A 20532-nucleotide genomic window follows, 5' to 3' on the forward strand; every position below is an offset into this window, starting at 1 on the left:
TGCTTAACGTGCAATGATCCGCGTCCAGTACGCCGTGCGGCGTTCTGTTCGAACTGGTAAAACTCGTTCGATAGCACTAAGGCTGCGCTCAATGTCGCTTAAGGGGTAGGCACCAGAGATGCGCAGCGCGCCCACGGCTGGATCACAACTAAGAAAGCCTGGCTGGTAGCGGGCCAGGGCGGCTATCAATTCATCAAGGCGCATATTGTCGGCATAGAGCATGCCATCTAGCCAGGCGTGTTGTTGAGTGGGCATAGCCGTGGGGATGCTGGCTCGGTGCGCGTCCAGTGTGGAGCTCATGCCTGCGGGCACGATCGTGGTCAAGTTAGCGGCCAGCGCAGGTTCCAGCCTGACGCTGCCTTGACTGACATGAATATGGGCTCTGTCTTCGCTCCAGTAAACAGAGAACTGCGTGCCCAACGCCACGATTCGCCCTGCTGGGGTGCTGACCACCAATGATCTGGCTGGCAAGTGAGGATCGGCGTGCGTTGCAATGTGGATTTCTCCCCGGCGCAGCTTGATTTCACGGATTTGATTGTTATAGGAAATGTCGACAGCGCTATCCGTGTTCAGGCTTAGCTGGCTGCCATCTTCAAGTGTAGTCTGCCGGCGCTGGCCAACGGCCGTGCGCTGATCAGCGGTCCATACCTGCAGGGGAAACTGCTGAATCAATGCCGCACTGGCACCAGCGGTCAGCACAAAGGCAAAAGACTTGAGTACGGTACGTCGGCGTCGAAAGAGCGGTGTGCTTAATGCATGGAAACCAGCGGCCTGATCAAACTGGCCAAATTGCTGATTCAGTAATTCGATACGTTTCCAGGCATGTTGATGCAAGGGGCTGGCGGCGAGCCATGCTTGCCAGGCTTGGTGGTCGGCGGGAGTGCACTCTTCCGCGCTCAAGCGCACAAACCATTCGCTGGCCGTAGCGATGACCTTTTCAGGCAAGTTTCCCGTATCCGGTGGATTCAACACGATGTCAGGCAATGTCGAATAGCCAGGGCCAAGTACTGCCGAACCGAACTGACAGAAACTTGCAGCTGTGCAGCGATCTGTGCGTGTTTCAGCCCCTCTAGCTGCAGCAATAAAAAGGCCTGGCGGGCTTTGGGAGGCAGGCCGTCAAGTAGTTTGTCTATCTCGACCAGTGCTTCCACGGCCAGGGCACGACGCTCCGGGGACGGCGCAGAATCGTCTTGGCGAGCAGCCAGTGCTTGCAGATAGGCACGCTCGATATCTCGTCGACGAAACATATTGACCAGCAGGCCGTGTGCGATGGTGACCAGATAAGCACGAGGTTCGCGAAAGCTGCGAACATCGTCACGGCGCATGAGCACTTTCAGGTAAGTGTCGTGGGTCAGGTCCGCCGCATCCTCCGGGCATCCGGTTTTGCGACGCAGCCAGTCGCACAGCCAAGACTGGTGCTGGCTGTAGAGCCCTTCAAACGAGGCGTCCGGACTGCTTTGGGTCATGATCAGGTGGAAATATACGACAGTTGCTAATAATAACCATTATCAATAATTGATCGCAATGTCCCACACAAACAATGCCTGGTTCGTACAAACACCAATGTGTACCAATATCAATTCTTGTATACAATCCATAAAAAATGAATGCAAAATAGGAAAACAATGACCACGATCAAAACAGCAAGTCACAGCGATGGGGTGTATGAGTCGGTGCGGGCTCACGTTCTTGGCCTGGTGAAAAACATTGATGAGCCCGTGCGGGTTCGGGAAGAAGAACTGGCCAAGATGCTCAATGTCAGCCGCACGCCGGTACGGGAAGCACTGCTGCGTCTGGGGCAGGAAGGTATTTTGACCATGGAGCCTCGTCGCGGCGCCTTGCTCTCGCCCTTGACCAAGCAGGACTACATCGAGTGGCTGAAGCTGCGCATTGAACTGGAGGCCTTTGCGGCGCGTGAAGCCGCCTTGAATGCCTCGCAGCGGGATGTGGATGCCTTGCGCGCGCTGTTTGCGCCCTTCAATCAAGACAATGTGGAAGAGCGTGTCAGCGAATATGCGGCAGCCAATGTGGAATTCCACGCGGCCATCATGCGTCTGGCTGCAAATAGCTTGCTGGAGAAGGTATGGAAGTCCTTTGGGCACCGCGACATGCTCAAGACCAAAACCATCGAGCGCCTGAAACGTGCGCACGAGTCTTTGGCCGAGCACCTGGCCATGATCGACGCAATTGAAAAACGGGATGCAGCGCTGGCAGATCGTCTGGCGCGCGAGCACGTTCAAGGGCTGCTGACGCAAACCTTGAACAGTTCCAACAACATCCGATAAGGAGGTTTGCTGTCATGAAGTTACTGACCTTTGTAGCCGCAGGGGAAACGCATTTGGGCGGCATGCTGGACGATGATCGGGTGGTGGATCTGACACAGGCCTGGGGGATGTACGAGCATCCTTTACGTGCTCGGCAGGCTCCCACTGAAGTCATCGACGCCATTTTTATGGGCGATGAGATCCTGATCAGCCTGCAGCTTTTGATGGAGCAGGCAAGCCAGGCCAAGGCTCCCGTCCATGCTGCTTCAGATCTGTGCTTTCTGGCTCCTGTCCCGAATCCGGCCAAAAACATTTTCTGTGTGGGGCGCAATTACCGCGCCCATATCGTGGAAGGCAATCTGGCACGTGGTCGTGCGGCGGATGACTTCCCCAAAGCCCTGGAGTTCTTCAGCAAACCGCCCACCACGGTGGTGGGGCATCAGGCCCTGGTCAGCCGCCATGCGGCTCACACCAAGATGCTGGATTATGAAGTGGAGCTGGGCATTGTGATTGGCAAGGAAGGCCGGGACATTCCAGTTGAAGACGCGCTGGACTATGTCTTTGGCTACACGGTGATCAACGATATTACGGCGCGTGATCTGCAAGCGCTGCATGGTCAGTGGTTCAAGGGCAAGTCACTGGACGGCACCTGTCCGATTGGGCCGGTAGTGGCATTGAAGACCTCCATTGCCGACCCCAACGCGCTGGATCTTGAATTGGAAGTGAATGGCGAACTGCGCCAATCGGCCAATACGTCGGACATGTTGTTCGATGTGCCCAACATCATCGCCCAGTTGTCGGCGGGCATGACCTTGGAGCCTGGGGACATTATTGCAACAGGCACGCCCTCCGGGGTTGGCTTTGCCATGCAGCCTCCACGCTCTTTGGAACCAGGCGATGTCATCAAAGCTCGTATCCCCGCTATAGGCGAGCTGGTCACTACTATTGAGTAAGGTTGACGACTATGCGCTTTAAATTAATCCTGTCAGGCGTGGCTGTATTAAGCGCTTTAACGGCTGTGCCCTCGCTTGCGACGGCACAGGAATATCCCACCAAACCCATCACCATCATTGTTCCGTTCCCGGCGGGCGGCACACTGGATAATCTGACCCGCAGTCTGGCGCAGAAAATGTCGGATGACTTCAAACAGCCCGTCATCATCGACAACAAGCCCGGTGCCGGTACGGTGATTGGTACGGAAATCGTGGCCCGCGCCGCGCCGGATGGCTACACCCTGGGGATGGTGGCGAACAGTTTTGCCATCAATCCCAGCCTGTACGACAACCTGCGTTACGACACGGTGAAGGACTTTACGCCGGTTAGCTGGGTGGCCTACACACCGCACCTGCTGGTGGCGAATCCGGATGTGCCGGTCAAGAGCCTGGCGGATGTCATTGCTACAGCGAAATCCAAACCGGGCGAGCTGTCCTTTGCGTCCTTTGGTGCAGGTACATCGCCGCATATTGCCATTGAACGCTTGAAAGCAGAAGCCAAGATTGATGTGCTGCATATTCCGTACAAAGGCCAGGCTCCAGCGTTGAACGATTTGCTGGGCGGTCATGTAGACATGATGTTTGCTAACACGCCTGATGTTTTGCCCCACGTGAAATCCGGCAAGCTGCGTGCAATTGCTTTGGCGAACGATACTCGTCTGGAATCTATCCCCGACGTGCCTACTTTCAAAGAAGCAGGCGTGGACAATATGAACTCCAACTCCTGGTATGGCGTGATAGTGCCTTCTGGTACCCCAGCACCGATTGTGGAGAAGCTCAGTGCTGAATTTGTCCGTATTGTGAACCTGCCCGAAATTCGCGAACGCTTGTTGGCCCAAGGACTGGAACCTGCGGGTACGACGTCGGCCGAGTTTGCCGAGTATCTGAAGTCTGAAATGGAAATGGCCGCCAAAGTGGTAAAAGCCTCCGGCGCCAGCGTGCAGTAAACCCTTAACGAATACGAAAGAGCCCAGAGAGCTCAAGCTACTAATCAGGAGATGAATATGATCAAAGAAATTATCCGTTCCGACAAAGTGACTCCCCCTCGTGCCCCCTTGTCGCCTGCTGTGCGATCCAATGGCTTTGTGTTTGTGTCGGGCCAGCCAGGTTTTTTTGATGATCGCCAGATCGCTGAAAACGACTTCGACGCACAGATGCACCAGGTCATGGCCAATGTGAAAGCGCTGCTGGAAGAGGCGGGCTCCACCCTGGACCATATCGTCAAAGCCAATGTGATTCTGAAGAACGCTGGTGACTTTGCCCGCATGAACGAGATCTATCGTACTTACTTCAAGGACGGCGAATACCCGGCCCGCACCACGATTGCGGCGGATATGGGGAACCCCTTGTTCCTGCTGGAAATTGAATGCATCGCCGCCGTCGCGGAATGATGAAATGAAAAAAGGCCGACATGAAGTCGGCCTTTTTGTTTCAGAACGCTCCTTGAGCGGAACGTCGCAAGGTAATCAAACCTAGGCCAGTTAAAACCGCAAAGATTGCACCAGCGGCAAAGGTGCCTTGGAAACCTATGGTGTCCCAGAGCACGCCGGCAATGACGCTGGCCAGCAGCAGAGCGATACCGGTTAGCAGGTGGAACATGCCAAAGGCGGTGCCGCGCAGTTCGGCGGGGGCGCTGTCAGCGATCAAGACGTTGAACAGGCCCTGGGTAAAGCCCATATGCAGGCCCCACAAGGCAACGCCCAGACCCAGACCCAGCAAGCCGGGCACGAAAGCCAGGATCAGGTCCGCTGCAATCAGCAGGGCCACACCGATCAGGAGCAGGTCAGTTTTACGCATACGATCTGACAGCACACCGGCAGGGTAGGCGGACAGGGAAAAAGCCACGCTCATGACGACCAGCACGGCAGGGGCCCACATGGGCGGCAGTCCGCTGGATTCACCGCGCAAGATCAGAAAGGCTTCGCTGAAACGGGCCAGGGTAAAAGCCAGGCCAATTGCGACAACCCACCAGTAGCGGGAACCCAGGCGGCCCAGGTCTTCCCGGTTCAGAGGCAGTTTGCGGGGGCGGGTGGTGGCCGGGATTTTCGGTTCGCGTACAAAGAACACCAGAACGGCGATGGCCGCAAAGGCAGGCAGCACGGCAACCCAGAAGATCAACTGATAGTTGTTTGCTGTCCACCACATCAGGGCGATGGCCAGCAGGGGCCCTACAAAGGCGCCAATGGTATCCAGCGTTTGCCGCAAGCCGTAGGCGGCACCTCGCATTTCCGGCGGGGTGACATCGGCGACCAAAGCATCACGCGGCGCACCGCGTATGCCTTTGCCGATGCGGTCTACAAAGCGGGCACCGACCAGCCAGTCCAGCGAGTTCGCCAGTGGAAAAATGGGTTTGGTCAGGGCGGCCAGGCCATAGCCAATTACTGCCAGCAGTTTGCGCTTTCCAAAACGGTCGCTGACCGCTCCGGAAAACACTTTCATGATGGAGGCGGTGGCCTCGGCAATGCCTTCAATAAAACCGACCGCCAGTACCGATGTACCCATGACGGTGACCATATAAATGGGCAGCAGGGCGTGGATCAGCTCCGAGGAAATATCCATGAACATGGACACAAAGCCCAGTGCCCAGACGCTGCGGTGGATTTTGGCACGGGAGGCGTCGGCCGTCGGGGTAAGCGCGGGATTAGCGGTTTTCTTCATGAGCGTCATAGACCATTTGGGCATACGCATCCAGCCGTGCCTTGCACTCTTGCAGGCGCTCTTGAGCAACCTGTGCCAGGGGGGCGCCATAAAAATCCAGTTTCTGGATTTTCTCGTACCAGTTTTCCAGCTTCTTCAGATCGGTTTCTTCTTCATCCAGTTCGGCGTAGGTGAATTTCTGAATCGAAATTTCCTTGTCGATTTCGGCCTCGAAGTCTTTGCAACGGCCCAGCAGCTCCTGGTATTGCTCGTTGCGGTCGTCCGTAAAACGGGCGATGACTTTGTCCTCTTGTGCCTTGTCCAGAGCAATGGTCTCCAGCAAGACGCATTCACCTTCCATGGTCGTGATGTCGTTTTCCAGCACCTTCAGACGGCGCACATGCTCGTCGGTTTTAGGCAGAACACATACCCCGTTTTGCAGATACACCGCACCCAGCGCTTTCAGGCGCCGCCATAAGGCCAGCCGTTTTGCACTGGGTTCAGAGGGGACCTTATAGGTAAGAAGCAGCCAGCTCATTGAAGTCATGATCGTGGATTTAAAGTAACGATCGTTTCATATTAATCGAACTATATGATTCTGAAAAGAAGAACTGAAAATGTCGTTCGAAACCGAGGGTATGTATCCAAGTGTTTGGTCTTGTATCCCGGCTTGTACAGAATCAGGCCATTTTCGGGTCGCGATTGCCGGTAACAATTTCTTCCCCCAAGCCGCATGTGTCATGAGTTCTGGCGACTTTCACTTAAGGGATTTCCCGGTTTTCTATCCGAAAACAGCCACCTTCCAAGGAAGGAAAACAGCCGTTTTGCGCTTTCCAAGCCAAGGAGCAATCGCTACCATGACAACACCTATCCACTTTGTTCAGTTTCTTGCACGACCGGTCTCAACCACAAGCAGCGTGCAGACTTCAAGCCCAGGTTTAGGTAAAGCGCTTGTCCTTGGACAAGCTCTTGTTGGTTATGAGGTCAGTGTGTTCGTTTCCGGTTGTTGCGCGATACAGCGCCGCACTTTCGCGGTGGGAATCAATACGGAGGAATGCAATGAGTAAGCAGAAAGCAGTCCAAGCAAGCCAAGGTCCAATCGATGTTGCCGCTATCCGTGCAGCTGCCAAGAAGTTTGTGGACGACGGGGCGGTGGCATCCGGCTACAAGGGTAATCGTGAAGAAATCATTCAGATGCTCAATGAGGCCCTGGCCACCGAGCTGGTCTGTGTGATGCGCTACAAGCGCCATTACTTCACCGCTACCGGCTTGAACAATGAGCCTATCAAAGCCGAGTTTCTGGAACATGCCCAGCAAGAAGCCGAGCATGCCGACCGCATTGCCGAACGTATTGTGCAATTGAACGGCGAGCCGGATTTCAACCCGGCCAATCTGGTCCAGCGTAGCCATGCAGAGTACGACGATAGCGACGATATCAAATCCATGATTCGCGCCAACCTGATTGCCGAGCGTATTGCGATCGAGTCCTATCGTCAGATGATCGAGCGCATTGGCGACACCGACCCGACCACTCGCCAGATGCTGGTTGAAATCATGGCGGTGGAAGAAGAGCACGCCGACGATATGGGCGATCTGCTGGATATCTAAGTAATTGGCGCAGGTGCCCACCAAAACCCCGGTATTTTCCGGGGTTTTTTTCTGCCTGAATTCTGAAAAGGAGTACAGTAGCGGCTTTCCTACCTATCGGTAGGTAGCTTTGATTGACATCGCTATATACGGGGGTGTGAGCGTGTTTGAATTTCTGTTCTTCCGCAGTGTAGAGGGCGTGACATGAGCGAGCTGTCACGTGCCAGAAGCCTGGCCTGGCCTTTGATCTTGTTGCTGGCCTTATTGACGGCCCTCGATGCCATGGCCATCGATATGTATTTGCCGGGCATGCCTGCCATTGCGCAGGAGCTGGGGGCTTCCCCCGGCCGGATTCAGCAAACCTTGTCGGTGTTTCTGGCAGGCCTGGCCTTGGGCCAAGGTATTTACGGCCCTTTGCTGGATCGCTTCGGGCGTCGAGTGCCCTTGCTGCTGGGCGTGGTTATTTTTGTGGTGGGCTCGGTTTTTGGCGCTTTGGCCACATCGGTTGAAGCCTTGTTGGCGGCGCGTTTTATCCAGGCGTTAGGCGCCGCAGCGGGCTTGGTCACACCGCGTGCCATTGTGGCGGACTTGTGCGATGTAAAAGAGTCGGCAAGCATCTTTTCCCTGCTGATGCAGGTGATGATGATTGCACCGATTGTGGCCCCCATTCTGGGTGCCTACCTGTTGAGCCATGCAGACTGGCGTGCCATTTTCTGGATGCTGGCGGCATTAGGGACGATGGGGCTGCTCTGGGGACTTAAAGCCATACCGGATTCGCTGCCCGTGAGCCAGCGTGTGCCTTTGAACCCCGGTCATATTGTTCGCGCCTACGGTCGCGAGCTGGGTAACAAGGCTTTCATGGCATATACCGGCTCCGGTGGTTTCGCACTGGCCGCCTTGTTTGTCTACATCAGCGGCTCGGCTTTTGTGTTCACGCAGCATTTTTCCTTGTCGCCCGCCGTATTCAGCTATGTGTTTGCCGGTAACTCGGTGGCGCTGGTTCTGGGTGGGGTCGTCAGCAATTATTTGTTGAAGGCCGGGATGCCCACCTCTCGGGTGCTGGCTTTGGGACTGATTGTCCATACGGCCTCGGCTCTGCTCCTGTATGCGGTGGTGCAAGCTGATGTGGCGGGCCTGATTCTGTATGCCGCCTTGATTGCTGTTTCGGTGGGCTCTTTAGGCATGGTGTTTGGCAATGTGACGGCCTTGACCATGGATGTGGCTGGCCCACAGGCTGGGACGGCTGCAGCCTTGATGGGCATGTTCCATTACTTGATTTCGGCGGTGGTGGGCTATATCGTCAGTCTGGCTGTGCCTGGGCCGCAGGTTTTGCCTGTGGCAATTGGTGGCTGCGGTCTGTTGGCTATTGTTCTGTATGTTCTGGCTGGCCGTTGCCGCACGGTGACCCGATCAGTCAGTGAGCTGGGGGTTGTAAAATAGGCAGTTGCTGCGGGCCGCGAAAGCGGCCCTGATCATTGGCCTTTGACTGAGAGCTGTTGGACTGTGAGCAAAACCACGACTGAAAAACTGCAGGATGCCGCGTTGGCGCGCTTTGCTGTTCAGGGCTTCGATGCCACCACCATGAACGAGATTGCCGCTGATGTCGGCATCAAGAAGCCCTCGGTCTACGCCCATTTCCGCAACAAGGACGAGCTGTTTCTGAACCTGATTCCGAAGATTGTGGAAGATGAGCTGAACCACGCCCGTCAAGTTCTGCAGGGAGGCGATGACATCAAGGAGCAGTTGCGAGCGTACCTGGAAGGGATACAGGAGCGCTTTGAGCAATCACATCAAGTGCGTTTCTGGATTCGCACCTTGTTTGCGCCGCCTGTGCATTTGTACGATGTGGTGATGCAGCCCATGCATGTGTTCATGGACGATCTGGAACGCATCATCCATCAAGCCTTGGCACAGTCCGCTTTGGCCAAATCGGAAACAGGTTTGAGCGTGGAGACCCTGGCCATGACGTACATGGCCTTGATCGACAGTCTGCAAAGCGAGCTTTTGTTTGGTGGTGCGCACAAATACCAGCGGCGTCTGGCATCGGTCTGGAGGGTATTTGAGGCGGCCTTGAGAGCAGGCCGCCCGGCCTGATCAGGTTTTCTCGCCGTTCTGGGCGTCCTGATAGGCTTTGGCTGCATTGTGCACGTGTTGGGTGGCCAGCAGGTTGGCCAGATCACCATTACCGGCCACAACCGCATTGAGGATCTGGGAGTGATCTTCCCAGTTTTGGCGGATGCGCTGCAAATTACTGGGCGCAAATAACAGGGCGGTGCGGTCACGCAGGGAGCGCATGAGCTCGGTCAGAACAATATTGCCCGACATGGTGGCCAGGGTTTCATGAAACTGGCGGTTCAGGGATTTGAGCAAATCCAGATTGCCGGCATCCATGGCTTCATGGCCCTGGCTCAGAATGGTTTGCAGCTTTTCGATATTGGCTGGGTCCCGGCGTTGGGCGGCCAGTTTTGCATTCAATCCTTCGAGCGTGGCGCGCACTTCAGCCATGTTGTAGGCAATCTCGGTCGACAGGATAGCCACTGAGGCCCCACGTCGTGGTTCGATCGTGACCAGACCTTCTGAGGCCAGCTCGCGCAGGGCTTCCCGTACCGGAATACGCGAGACGCCCAGTTCGCTAGCCAATTTACCTTCTACAAGGCGATCCCCCGGATGAAATTCTCCGCTCAAGATGCGCTCGCGCAATTGGTCACGGATAACCGCAAACAATGACGCATGTTGATCGCCCAAGCGACGGCTTTCCGCGCCGGAAAGGGTGTTGGGAAGGCTGAAACTGGGGATATTCATGGTGCGACCTGTGCAATTGGGCAAAAGGGCCAGCCACGATTATACGGTGTGAGCGCATTTTTCTGAATATGGTATACAGTTTGCGGCCTAAGCATCCTCATCACACGCTGCGGGCGATCAAGACCACGGCGCTTAGCGAACAAATCCCCAATAGCAGTCTACGCATTAGCGGCATGCTGACTTTATGACGCCATCGTCCTGATAAGGCGAAGCCCAGCAGCATGAAGGGGTAGAGCACAATGCTGAGCATTGCCTGTTGCCAGGAGAACAGGCCAGCCACCATAAGCAGGATCAAGGACAGGCTTGCCCCTAAAAACAGAATAAGACCCAATGAGGCGCGTAGCTGTGCAGGAGCCAGGTTTTGCATGGCAATTGCCAGAGCGGGAGCGCCTACCGAGGTCAGGGTTCCCATGATGCCCGAGGCAATGCCCGCCAGGATCATGTTTCGTTTGGAAGGCAGGATGCGCAAGCCCCAGGCACTCAGTGCGACTGCGGCCAGAATGGCCAGGGCAAAACCCAGATTCACCGCCTCTATGGGTAGTTGTGTCATGGCCAGTATGGCAATGATCGATCCGGTGGCACGGCCACCCAGTGCACAGACAACCACATCGGGCACGATATGTTGACGCTCTCGCAAGGCCGCCAGCAAAGAGACGCTGCCACCCAAGGCCAGTAGAGGGCCTGGAACCAACTGCGGAAATATCAAGGCGGCAATCGGCGCGACCAGCATTGCAAACCCAACTCCGCCAACGCCTTGCAAAAAGGCGGCCAACACAACCAGCAAGGCCATGAGCAGCCAGGAGAGCGGGTCCACCAGATCAATCAAAGCCGCCATAGTTTCCTCTTCATTTGTATAAGGTATTCAATCTAAGTGTTTCAAACATAAAACTCTTAGAGTTTTCCCCAGTTTTTGATAGTTTTTTCTGATTCGAAATCACAATTGAAGATAGTATACCGTTTCAGATGTGCTCGATATTCAGAAAAAAGAGAAGGAAGGGGGATACATGCAAAGCGACGTGGTGCTCAGTGCGGCGCACTGGGCTTATTTGATCAGCGTTCTGGTCATCATCATTACGATGATTTTCCGGGCCAATGTGGTGGTGCCATCGGTTATTGGCACCTTGGCGGTCGTCACCGCCATGACTGGCAGCCCTATCCAAGGCTTCATCAGTATTTTTTCAGCCAGCTTTGTGGCGGCCCAGGAACTGTTCAATATTTTCCTGGTAATCACGTTCATGACTGCCCTGCTGAACTCGTTAAAGAGGCTGGAGGCCGATGTGAAGATGGTGGCCCCCTTCCGCAAGGTCATGGTCAATAGTGCCTCGTCCTTTCTGATGATTGCGGCGGCTACCTACTTTATTTCCCTGTTCTTCTGGCCCACACCCGCTGTACCTCTGGTGTCGGCCATTTTGCTGCCGGCGGCGATTGCGGCTGGCTTGCCTCCCCTGGTCGGGGCGATGGCTATCGCCATCTGTGGGCAGGGCATGGCGCTATCGTCCGACTACATCATTGGCGTTGCTCCTGGCATCAGCGCCAAGGCAGCCGGTGTCGGAGCCGATGTTGCCGTGCTGGCGGATCGTGCGCTGGTGCTTTCCTGGATTACCGGTGGCGTTGCGTTGACGTTGACATTTTTGTTGATGCGCCGCTATTTCAAACCGGCAGATAGCCGTTTGCTGGATGCCTGGATGCGCCAGGCGCCGGATAGCACCCTGGATGAAGTGGAATCCCAAGGCACGTATGACAAGGCCGAGATTGCTCGTGGCACGGCGGGTAATGAACACACGGTGCATCCCGGCCTGAGCCCCAAGGAAGAGCGCTATTCGCGCATTCTGGCCTGGATTACGCCACTGGCGTTTCTGGCGGTGATTGGCATCATGCTGTTGCCCCGCTTTATCCCGTCCTTGCCTGTCCTGCGGGGTGGCGACGCCGCCGGTTTGGTAGGGGGCGTGGCCTTTGTGTTGATGATGATTGCCACCTGTATGGCAGAAGGGCCGCGCCGCATGCTGGACACCTGCCCGGACCATATGACCGATGGTTTTGTATTCGCCTTTCGCGCCATGGGTTCGGTGCTGCCCATCGCCGGTTTCTTCTTCCTGGGCGCCAGTGAAGCAACGTCTGCTATTTTGGGCACCCCACTGGAACAAACACCCAGTCTGCTGTTCGAGCTGATCTCGGCGGGGCAGCATCTGATTCCAGACAATCATTTTCTGGTGGCTTTTGGTGTTCTGTTGGTAGGCATGATCTCGGGCATTGATGGCTCGGGCTTCTCGGGCCTGCCATTGACAGGGACCCTGGCCTCGGCCTTGAGCCCGGTATCCGGGCTGGAGGTTGAAACCTTGGCTGCGGTAGGACAGATCGGTGCTATCTGGACGGGCGGTGGCACTTTGATTGCCTGGTCTTCATTGATTGCCGTGGCGGGCTTTGCCCGAGTGCATGTGCTGGATCTGGTGCGAGCCCTGACGGTTCCTGTGCTGGCGGGGATGGCCCTGTCAACAATTTGCGCTGTGCTGGTGTTCGGATGAGCGATATGAGTACGACAGCCTATCGCGCCGGTGAAAAGCAGGGCTTGGGGAAACATTGGGCCGTTGCTGCCGGGCACCCCTTGGCGGTGCGGGCCGCGCAGGCCATGCTGGAACTCAAGGGTAGTGCAGTGGATGCGGCTATTGCTGCCGATGCTGTCATGGGGGTTGTCGAACCTATGGCGACAGGCATTGGTGGCGATCTGTTGGCCATGATTGCATCGCCCGACAGTATGCCAGTGGCTTATAACGGCAGCGGAGCGGCGCCCCTGCTGTTGAAGGCTGAGCATGTTCAGGCTTTATCTGGGGGACGGATTCCGGAGCGCCATGTGTTGTCCATTACCACGCCTGGCCTGGTGCGAGGGTGGTGGGATATGCACCAGCGCTATGGCCGTCTGGACTGGGCCTGCTTGTTTCAGCCTGCCATTCAGGCAGCGCGGAAAGGGTTTGCGGTAGCGCCGGTGGCGGCGCGTGAATGGCAAATTTTTGATTTTGTACTGCACCGCGATCCCGTGTGTGCCGCCCTGTATAGGGCGGGCAAGCCTCCCAAGGCGGGGGAGCAATACCTGAACCCTGAACTGGCAGCTGTCTTGCAGGACATCGCCACGCAAGGCCCCGATGCCTTCTATCTGGGGCGTCCCGCGCAGCAGGCAGAGCAGGCAATGGAGCAGGTACAGGGGCTGTTGAGGGCTGAGGATTTTCGCCGCCATAAAGGGTTTTTTTGCGAGCCTGTCAGCGCATCGCTGGGAGAGTTCAGTCTTTATGAATGTCCCCCCAACACGCATGGGGTGGCAGTCCTGGACGCCGTGCAACGCGCCTGGAAACGCCCGGTTGACCAGGATGCGGCGGAGCTGGAGCTGGTCAAGGCGACCGAAGCGGCGATGGCTCAGGCTTCACGGGTCGTGTGTGATCCGGCAGGCAATACGGTCTGCACGGTTGTGGTCGATGCAGACGGGTTGGCGGTTACGTTCATGTCCAGCATTTTTAAACGATTCGGCTCTGCGTATGCCGTACCCGGCTGTGGATTTGTGCTGCAAAACCGGGGTTTCGGTTTCTCCGAGCCTGGGCATGTGAATGGCCCTGGGCCGGGAAAACGCCCTTATCACACGGTTGTTCCGTCTTTGGCCTTGAAGTCGGGTCAGTTCCATATGGGGTTGGGTGTGGTGGGTGGTTTGATGCAACCCCAAGGCCAGATACAGATATGGACCCGTGTTCTGCGTGATGGCTGGCCTTTGGAGAAAGCCTTGTTTGCACCGCGCTGGCGTTTGGAGGGGGCTGGGCGGCTGGCCCTGGAAGACGGCTTTGATGCAAGTCGGGCGGCCTTCCTGCGTGAATACGGGTATGTGTCACCCGATAAAGGCGTAGGCGAACTGGCTGGCCGCAGCGACTTTGGCGGGGCTCAGGCGGTTGAGCGCTTGGCAGACGGCCGTTTGCAGGCTGTTTCTGACCCTCGTAAGGATGGTTGCGTGGCGCTGGCCTGATAATCGGGCAGGGTTATTCCCTACTTTCTAAAATAGTGGACGGTATACAATATACTTAAATAGTCCAAACCTCATCTTTCGTCGGCTGCTGTCAGGGCGACGTCTTTCAACAAGGAAACAGTCATGGAAAAACTGCTGAATCGCGATGAATTTCGCACCGCATTGGAAACCGCCATTAAAGGGAAAAGTGCCAATACTTCCCCTTTCAGCATTGCCTGGGCCAGCGGCAAATTAAGCCGTGAGCATCTGGCTCGCTGGGCTGAAAACCACTACCACTATGTCGGCCCTTTTGCTGATTACCTGGGCTATCTGTATGCCCGCACCCCCGCCGAATACGTAGAAGCCAAAGACTTCTTGCTGGCCAATATGTATGAAGAGGAAATTGGGGGCGACCGTCACACAGACCTGTTGATCCGCTTTGGCGAAGCGTGTGGCACGACACGGGCTCGGATCGAAGATCCTGACAATATGAATGCCACCACCCGCGCCTTGCAGGCCTGGTGTTACGCCATTGCCATGCGTGAAGACCCCGTTGTTGCCGTTGCAGGGCTAGTCGTGGGCCTGGAGTCTCAGGTGCCCTCCATTTACCGCAAGCAGACACCAACCCTGCGTGAAAAATACGGCTTCACCGATGAAGAAGTGGAATTTTTCGATCTGCATATCGTGTCCGACGAGATTCATGGCGAGCGCGGCTACCAGATCGTTCTTGAGCACGCCAATACCGTAGAGCTGCAACAGCGTTGCCTGCGCATCTGCGAAATTGGTGCCGAGATGCGTCTACTGTATACCACCGCCCTGTACAACGATTACGTCAAAGACGAAATCAGCCTGCAAGAACTGCAGCTGGAAGCAGCCTGAGCCAGACAGCCGAGCGGGCAGATGGGCTGCCCGCCGACCTAGAAACAAGGAAGTACAGCGGTGGACAATCTCAAGGACGTCGTTTTCGACAATTACATTGATGGGCAGTGGCTGCCCAGCCAGAGCGGGCGTACGCAGCCCAATCTGAATCCGGCCGATCGTGACGATGTAGTGGGGGCTTTCCCACTGTCCACGGCTGAGGACGCAAAGGCAGCCGTTGCAGCTGCTCAGGCTGCCTTTGCAGGCTGGCGAGCCACGCCCATCTCCGCTCGGGCTCGTGTGCTGAATGCGGCGGCAGCCTGGCTTGATGCCAATGTGGACCGTATCGCTCAGGGCCTGACGCGAGAAGAGGGCAAAACGCTGGCGCAAAGCAAGATGGAAGTCGGGCGCTCGGCCCAGACCCTGCGTTTTTATGCGGTTGAAGGCCAGACCTATACCGGCGAGACCTTCCCCCAGGATGATGCGCAGCAACTGGTGTACACCCAGCGTGAACCATTGGGCGTGGTGTCCGTGATTGCGCCCTGGAATTTCCCTATCTCCATCCCGGCACGCAAAATTGCCCCCGCCTTGATCACCGGTAATACCGTCGTGTTCAAGCCTTCGTCCGACACACCTTTGACGGGCTATTACCTGTGCGAAGCCTTTGCGCAAGCCGGGATTCCGGCGGGTGTGCTGAATCTGGTGCATGGTAGGGCCAGTGAAGTGGGGCCCACGCTGGTGCAATCTCCTCAGGTACGCGCTATTTCGTTTACTGGGTCGACCCAGGCGGGTGAAGACATTTGTCGTCAGGCACGCATGAGCACCCGGACTCAAATGGAGCTGGGTGGCAAAAATCCCTTGATTGTCATGGAAGACGCCGATCTGGATCTGGCCGTCAAACTGGTGGTTCAAGGCGGATTCTCCTTGAGCGGCCAGGCCTGCACGGGAACCAGCCGTGTGCTGGTGCATCGTCAGGTCAAAGAAGAATTCACGCGGCGCCTGGTAGAGAAAGTCAGCGCTTTGACCGTGGGTAATGGTTTGAATGGCAACCCCGATCTGGGCCCGATTGCCACCGAAAGCCAGTTGGAAAGCATTCTGGAATATGTGGCCATCGGCAAGCAGGAAGCCACCCATTTACTGGGCGGCGAACGTTTGACTGAAGGTGACTACGCACGGGGCCTGTTCATGCGTCCGGCTTTGTTCACAGACGTGACCCAGCAAATGCGTATTGCCCGCGAAGAGATTTTTGGTCCGGTGATTGCCTTGCTGGAAATCGATTCCTACGAGCAGGCACTGGCCATGGCCAATGACACCGAATACGGCTTGTCGGCCGCCATTGTGACGCGCAGTGCTGACTATGCGCATCGCTTCGCCAATGACATTGAGGCCGGGACGGTCAAGATCAATCGCACCACAACCGGCAACTTGATCAATGCTCCCTTTGGTGGACTGAAACAGTCCAGCACCTCCACCTTCCGCGAGTCGGGCCGGGCGGGCCTGGAGTTCTATACCCAGATCAAGACCGTGTATCGCGGTATCTGAATTTTATTAACCCGAAATACTGAGAAGACATATGAAAAAGATCCTACGTCTCGAACAGCGCGAAGCGCGCTTGATGGTGGACGCGGCGATTGCCAAATCCAAGGAGATTGGCGTGCTGGAGACCGTTTGCGTGGTTGACGAAGGGGGCTACCCCATCGTGATGGAGCGCATGGATGGGGCACGTATTACCGGCGCCCAGATTGCCTGGAACAAGGCGTTTACCGCTGCAGGCCACAAGCGCTCCACCCATTTGTTCACCACGCCGCCTAATGGCCCCGCCTTGCCGGGTAACGAAGCCTTCGGGATTCAGTTGAGCTTTGAAGGTCGCTTTGCTGCTTTTGTAGGCGGCTACCCCATCGTGGTCAACGGCGAAGTCATTGGTGGCATAGGCCTGAGCGGTGGTAACGGCGAGCAGGATACGGCAGCCGGTGTTGCTGGCTTGCAGGCCTTGGCCGAGGCCTTGAAGGCAGAGGGTCTGGACGTGCTGGTTCAGGCGGACATCAAGAAATAGTGGCATCAGGAGGACGGGTCATGGCCCATCGTGTCGATATCAAGGAAACCGGCGAGCAGTTTTGGGTAGAACCGCAAGAGACCATCTTGCAGGCCGCCCAGCGCCAAGGCGTGCGCATTTATAGCGACTGCGAGTTTGGTGGCTGCGGGACCTGCCGCATTCAGGTCACCCGTGGGAAGGTTTGTTATGAGGATGACTGCCTGCCCATGAGCATTGCTGATGAAGAACACGAGCAGGGCCATGCCGCCGCCTGCCAGGCACGGCTCGATGCCGATATTGAGATCAGTCTGGCCGCACATCGAGATGACTTGCCTGAAACCCGGCAAGTCCGGGCGCAGGTTCACAGCGTGGAAAGGGCATGTCAGGGGATCTGGCGTCTGATTTTACAGTTGCCGCAGGACGTGCAAGTACCGTTCCGTCCAGGTCAGTATCTGAACATCTTGTTTGAGGACGGGCGTGCACGCAGTTTTTCCATGGCCAATGCCGATGCCGCACAGGGGCGCATTGAATTGCATGTGCGGGAAGTGGAGGGTGGGCGTTTCACCCAGGTATGTTTGCCGACCCTGAAAGCCGGCGACGAGCTGCTGCTGGAACTGCCCTTGGGCGTGTTCTATTGGCGTGAGCGCGACTGGCGACCCATGGTCATGGTGGCAACTGGAACTGGCATTGCCCCCATCAAGGCGATTCTGGAGTCCTTGCTGGACAAGGATGATTGCCCGCCTGTCAGCCTGTATTGGGGAATGAATCGGCCCGAAGACCTGTATCTGGCCCAGGAGATTGAATCTTGGGCTGAGCGCTTGTGCGAGTTCCGTTTTGTCCCTGTGCTCTCCCATGCTGACGAGAGTTGGCAAGGCGCGCGCGGCTATGTGCAGCAACAGGTGTGCCGGGATGAACCTGACCTGTCAGAGCATGCCATTTACTTGTGTGGCTCGCCCGTGATGATTGAGCAGGCCCGTGGTTTGTTCAAGGAGCATGGCGCCAATGAGCAGTTCATGTATGCCGACGCCTTCAACTTTCAGTCTGATCCCAGCTCGGCAGAGCCTTCTCTTGTCTAGGCTCGGTGGGGGAGTTGGTCCTGACCGGCTTCGGGGTCGCGCTTCTTGCGGCCGCCAAACAGTTCAGTTAATGAGGGCAGGTTGATGAGCGGGATACGACGGCGCAGATGCTTGCGCTTTGCCAAGTGTGGCAGCAACTGCTCGCCGACGGGACGCTGCAGATAGCGAAGTTCGACGGGGGTTTTCATGATGATCTCGTTAATGGGTTTGAATTGAATTAAGTATACCGCAATAGGGGTTTCTACTCAAATTGACGGATATTTGTGTCTAAAAACAAGAAAAACTGTTGCTTGAAGGTTGCGGTTTTTATCTTGGTATACCGTTCTTGGTTTTTCAGGCGGTCAGGGCTCGCAATCCGGTCGCATTATTGGCAGCCAGCAGGAGGTTTCATGCCAACCATTACTTTTCATAAAAACGGCCAGACGCATGTGGGTGAAGTGCAGGAGAACACCAATCTGGTGGTCCGGGCGGGTATCAAGCAATTTCCCTTTCCGCATTTGACCTACGGTTGTGGCATGGGCAAGTGCGCTAAGTGTGCCTGCCGTGTTCTGGAGGGGGGCGAGCATTTGCCAGCGGCCAACTGGAAAGAGAAAAAACAATTGGGCGAGCGACTCGATCAGGGCTGGCGGCTGGCCTGTCAGCTATGGATTAATCAGGACATCGTTCTGGAGCAAGCTGAAACACAGGAGGTGCAGTGATGTATGTGGTGCTGACCAGCAAGCCAGGGGAATACCGCACGGAACCGGGCGTGGGCGTGGAGATGGTGGCGGCCTATGAATACCATTTTCAGGGTCGTTTCAAAGCGGTGTTTGCCATTGCGCGTATTCAGGAAGGCTCGCGCGTTCGCATTGTGGAAGAGACGCCAAATGGCACGGTCAATGACATCCCTACCCGGCAAATGGAAAAGTTTGCAACAGTCGAACAGGCTTATGAAGAACTGGCCGGATTGACGCACTTTGGCAGCATACAAGCCGAATTGCGTCAGTGTGAGCTTGACGGTCACCAGGCAGGGGCACAGACCCCGGCACAGCAGCAATCCTGAGGTAGCAGAATATGGTTCAGATTACATTTGCGTCGAATAATGATTTGGTGGTGTCTGCCGCCGAGAACAGTAACTTGCTGCGGGTTTCCATCCGCGAGCGCGGTGGCATCCCGTTCAAATGCGGGGGCGGGATCTGCGGCACCTGCAAGTGCCGAATTACGAAAGGGCTGAGCAATACGGATGAGGTCAAGGCCAAGGAGCACAAGCATTTGTCCGAGCAGGATCTGGCAGAGGGTTTTCGTATGGCGTGCCAGACCTTTGTTCGTGGTGACGTTACGGTGAGCTGGTAAAAGGAGCGGCCATGCTGCATTTGACCGATCAGCAACTACACGAGCTGCTTGATGCGCCTGCCGTACAAGAGGTGCTGGAGCAGGCTTTCATCGAGTTTGGGCAGGGCCAGGCGGCCCAGCAGCGTCGTGTACGCACGCAGGTGGGCGATACCCGCTTGTCGACCTTGGGTGCGGTCATCCCAGGCCAGCAAGTGGCGGGTGCCAAGATTTATACGACCGTGCATGGCGCATTCAATTTTGTCATTGTGCTGTTTGATGCACTGAGCGGACAGGCTTTGGCCACCTTGGATGCTGGCGCGATCACGCAATGGCGTACTGCAGCCTGCTCGGTACTGGCAGCACAGCGTGGCGCCAATCCCCATTCGCAAACCTTGGGAGTGCTGGGTCTGGGTGCCCAGGGGATGGCGCATGCCCTGCAGTTTTGCCAGACTTTTGATTTGCAGCGTGTGCTGGTGTGGAGCCCGAATGTCGATGAGAAGCGCTGCCACCAGCTGGAGCTGGAGTGTGGTGTGCCTGTGCGAGCCGCCCGAGCGGAAGAGATCGCCGCACAGGCGGATATTCTGGTCACGGCCAGCCGCAGTCGCGATCCCCTGTTTGATGGACGCAGCCTGAAGCCCGGCTGCTTTGTCGCCGCCGTTGGCTCCAGTTTGCCAACAGCGCGGGAATTGGATGATGCCTGCCTGCAGCGGGCAGGCAAGATTGTGGTGGAGTGGGGTGAGCAGACTCTCGCGGAGGCGGGGGACCTGATTCTGGCCGCGTCCGATTGCGGTGTTTCGGACAAGTTGTGCGAGTTAAGCGATTGGTTGCAATTAGACCGGGGACAAGGCTACGACGCACAGGGAATTTGCGTGTATAAATCAGTGGGTGTGGCGATTGAAGATATTGCCGTCGCTGGATTGGCGTATCGCCGTCATCAGCTTGGCAAGACAGCGCAGGAGGCGCTTGCCGCACACTGAAAAACGACAATAATTCA

General features: G+C 56.4%; 25 protein-coding genes. 18 read left to right on the forward strand and 7 right to left on the reverse strand.

The window, feature by feature from the left end; translation table 11 throughout:
• Window positions 1–3: 3 nt before the first annotated feature.
• Window positions 4–945, reverse strand: a complete 942-nt coding sequence (locus ACFPDR_RS00215) for a FecR domain-containing protein (RefSeq protein WP_374697601.1) — start codon at window positions 943–945, stop codon at window positions 4–6.
• 20 nt (window positions 946–965) lie between these two features.
• Window positions 966–1466 carry a sigma-70 family RNA polymerase sigma factor gene (locus ACFPDR_RS00220; RefSeq protein WP_083055026.1) on the reverse strand — a complete coding sequence of 167 codons (501 nt, stop codon included), beginning with the start codon at window positions 1464–1466 and terminating at the stop codon, window positions 966–968.
• Window positions 1467–1625: 159 nt separating this feature from the next.
• Between ACFPDR_RS00220 and ACFPDR_RS00225 the strand changes: the two genes are divergently transcribed.
• From ACFPDR_RS00225 to ACFPDR_RS00240, 4 genes are read left to right on the forward strand one after another with little or no spacing between them, the layout of a single operon-like run.
• A complete protein-coding gene (locus tag ACFPDR_RS00225; protein ID WP_009461966.1) occupies window positions 1626–2285 on the forward strand; it encodes a GntR family transcriptional regulator in 660 nt (219 codons plus the stop codon).
• A 14-nt stretch (window positions 2286–2299) separates the two neighbouring features.
• Window positions 2300–3217 (forward strand): fumarylacetoacetate hydrolase family protein, encoded by a 918-nt coding sequence (locus ACFPDR_RS00230; RefSeq protein WP_083055022.1) that lies wholly within the window; start codon window positions 2300–2302, stop codon window positions 3215–3217.
• A gap of 11 nt (window positions 3218–3228) precedes the next feature.
• The gene (locus tag ACFPDR_RS00235; protein ID WP_251196719.1) at window positions 3229–4203 is read left to right on the forward strand and encodes a Bug family tripartite tricarboxylate transporter substrate binding protein; all 975 of its coding nucleotides are present in this window, start codon (window positions 3229–3231) and stop codon (window positions 4201–4203) included.
• A gap of 57 nt (window positions 4204–4260) precedes the next feature.
• On the forward strand, window positions 4261–4647 hold the full coding sequence (locus ACFPDR_RS00240) for a RidA family protein (protein ID WP_172400387.1): 387 nt from the start codon (window positions 4261–4263) through the stop codon (window positions 4645–4647).
• A 40-nt stretch (window positions 4648–4687) separates the two neighbouring features.
• Here ACFPDR_RS00240 and ACFPDR_RS00245 read toward each other — a convergent pair whose 3' ends face one another.
• Entirely contained in the window at window positions 4688–5938 is a 1251-nt protein-coding gene (locus ACFPDR_RS00245; RefSeq protein ID WP_239054886.1) for an MFS transporter, read from the reverse strand.
• Window positions 5898–6431 (reverse strand): Chromate resistance protein ChrB, encoded by a 534-nt coding sequence (locus tag ACFPDR_RS00250; RefSeq protein WP_080747983.1) that lies wholly within the window; start codon window positions 6429–6431, stop codon window positions 5898–5900. Before ACFPDR_RS00250 ends, ACFPDR_RS00245 begins: the two co-directional genes overlap by 41 nt.
• 79 nt (window positions 6432–6510) lie before the next feature.
• On the opposite strand from ACFPDR_RS00250, the gene ACFPDR_RS00255 reads away from it, so the two are divergent.
• From ACFPDR_RS00255 to ACFPDR_RS00270, 4 genes are all read left to right on the forward strand, one after another.
• Entirely contained in the window at window positions 6511–6960 is a 450-nt protein-coding gene (locus ACFPDR_RS00255; RefSeq protein ID WP_376910153.1) for a hypothetical protein, read from the forward strand.
• Window positions 6953–7501 carry a ferritin-like domain-containing protein gene (locus ACFPDR_RS00260; protein ID WP_009461955.1) on the forward strand — a complete coding sequence of 183 codons (549 nt, stop codon included), beginning with the start codon at window positions 6953–6955 and terminating at the stop codon, window positions 7499–7501. The genes ACFPDR_RS00255 and ACFPDR_RS00260 overlap by 8 nt, the downstream gene beginning before the upstream one ends.
• 183 nt (window positions 7502–7684) lie before the next feature.
• Window positions 7685–8920, forward strand: coding sequence for a multidrug effflux MFS transporter (locus ACFPDR_RS00265; protein WP_115634605.1), 1236 nt, complete (start codon window positions 7685–7687; stop codon window positions 8918–8920).
• 63 nt (window positions 8921–8983) lie between these two features.
• Complete coding sequence (locus tag ACFPDR_RS00270) at window positions 8984–9574, forward strand: TetR/AcrR family transcriptional regulator (RefSeq protein WP_009461950.1); 591 nt, start codon at window positions 8984–8986, stop codon at window positions 9572–9574.
• Here the strand turns inward: ACFPDR_RS00270 and ACFPDR_RS00275 are convergent, their stop codons facing one another.
• Together ACFPDR_RS00275 and ACFPDR_RS00280 are read right to left on the reverse strand one after the other, a co-directional pair.
• Complete coding sequence (locus ACFPDR_RS00275; RefSeq protein ID WP_009461948.1) at window positions 9575–10282, reverse strand: GntR family transcriptional regulator; 708 nt, start codon at window positions 10280–10282, stop codon at window positions 9575–9577.
• Window positions 10283–10382: 100 nt separating this feature from the next.
• A complete protein-coding gene (locus ACFPDR_RS00280; RefSeq protein ID WP_035269638.1) occupies window positions 10383–11117 on the reverse strand; it encodes a sulfite exporter TauE/SafE family protein in 735 nt (244 codons plus the stop codon).
• A gap of 169 nt (window positions 11118–11286) precedes the next feature.
• Between ACFPDR_RS00280 and ACFPDR_RS00285 the strand changes: the two genes are divergently transcribed.
• The 6 genes from ACFPDR_RS00285 to ACFPDR_RS00310 all read left to right on the forward strand — a co-directional run bounded on the left by ACFPDR_RS00285 (window position 11287) and on the right by ACFPDR_RS00310 (window position 18227).
• Entirely contained in the window at window positions 11287–12804 is a 1518-nt protein-coding gene (locus tag ACFPDR_RS00285; protein ID WP_009461936.1) for a hypothetical protein, read from the forward strand.
• Window positions 12805–12809: 5 nt separating this feature from the next.
• Window positions 12810–14282, forward strand: a complete 1473-nt coding sequence (locus ACFPDR_RS00290; protein WP_376910155.1) for a gamma-glutamyltransferase family protein — start codon at window positions 12810–12812, stop codon at window positions 14280–14282.
• Between the two features lie 123 nt (window positions 14283–14405).
• On the forward strand, window positions 14406–15140 hold the full coding sequence (locus tag ACFPDR_RS00295; RefSeq protein WP_026483533.1) for a TenA family transcriptional regulator: 735 nt from the start codon (window positions 14406–14408) through the stop codon (window positions 15138–15140).
• A gap of 60 nt (window positions 15141–15200) precedes the next feature.
• Window positions 15201–16661 carry an aldehyde dehydrogenase family protein gene (locus ACFPDR_RS00300; RefSeq protein WP_060185515.1) on the forward strand — a complete coding sequence of 487 codons (1461 nt, stop codon included), beginning with the start codon at window positions 15201–15203 and terminating at the stop codon, window positions 16659–16661.
• Between the two features lie 31 nt (window positions 16662–16692).
• Entirely contained in the window at window positions 16693–17172 is a 480-nt protein-coding gene (locus ACFPDR_RS00305; protein ID WP_022983673.1) for a GlcG/HbpS family heme-binding protein, read from the forward strand.
• A 20-nt stretch (window positions 17173–17192) separates the two neighbouring features.
• Window positions 17193–18227 carry a 2Fe-2S iron-sulfur cluster-binding protein gene (locus ACFPDR_RS00310; protein WP_035269646.1) on the forward strand — a complete coding sequence of 345 codons (1035 nt, stop codon included), beginning with the start codon at window positions 17193–17195 and terminating at the stop codon, window positions 18225–18227.
• On the opposite strand, the gene ACFPDR_RS00315 is transcribed toward ACFPDR_RS00310, so the two are convergent.
• On the reverse strand, window positions 18224–18415 hold the full coding sequence (locus tag ACFPDR_RS00315; protein WP_105630127.1) for a hypothetical protein: 192 nt from the start codon (window positions 18413–18415) through the stop codon (window positions 18224–18226). The two genes, ACFPDR_RS00310 and ACFPDR_RS00315, sit on opposite strands and share 4 nt — an antisense overlap.
• A 201-nt stretch (window positions 18416–18616) precedes the next feature.
• Here ACFPDR_RS00315 and ACFPDR_RS00320 point away from each other — a divergent pair, with 201 nt between their 5' ends.
• Genes ACFPDR_RS00320 through ACFPDR_RS00335 form a run of 4 tightly spaced genes read left to right on the forward strand, consistent with a single transcriptional unit; the run spans window position 18617 to window position 20515 of the window.
• On the forward strand, window positions 18617–18925 hold the full coding sequence (locus tag ACFPDR_RS00320) for a 2Fe-2S iron-sulfur cluster-binding protein (RefSeq protein WP_009457376.1): 309 nt from the start codon (window positions 18617–18619) through the stop codon (window positions 18923–18925).
• Entirely contained in the window at window positions 18925–19269 is a 345-nt protein-coding gene (locus tag ACFPDR_RS00325; RefSeq protein ID WP_035269651.1) for a hypothetical protein, read from the forward strand. The genes ACFPDR_RS00320 and ACFPDR_RS00325 overlap by 1 nt, the downstream gene beginning before the upstream one ends.
• 11 nt (window positions 19270–19280) lie before the next feature.
• On the forward strand, window positions 19281–19559 hold the full coding sequence (locus ACFPDR_RS00330; protein ID WP_115634603.1) for a 2Fe-2S iron-sulfur cluster-binding protein: 279 nt from the start codon (window positions 19281–19283) through the stop codon (window positions 19557–19559).
• Window positions 19560–19570: 11 nt separating this feature from the next.
• Complete coding sequence (locus tag ACFPDR_RS00335; RefSeq protein ID WP_009457379.1) at window positions 19571–20515, forward strand: ornithine cyclodeaminase family protein; 945 nt, start codon at window positions 19571–19573, stop codon at window positions 20513–20515.
• The last annotated feature ends 17 nt before the right edge of the window (window positions 20516–20532 follow it).

The sequence above is a fragment of the Alcaligenes sp. GCM10023179 genome, from assembly GCF_042653705.1.
Taxonomy (GTDB): domain Bacteria; phylum Pseudomonadota; class Gammaproteobacteria; order Burkholderiales; family Burkholderiaceae_B; genus Alcaligenes; species Alcaligenes phenolicus.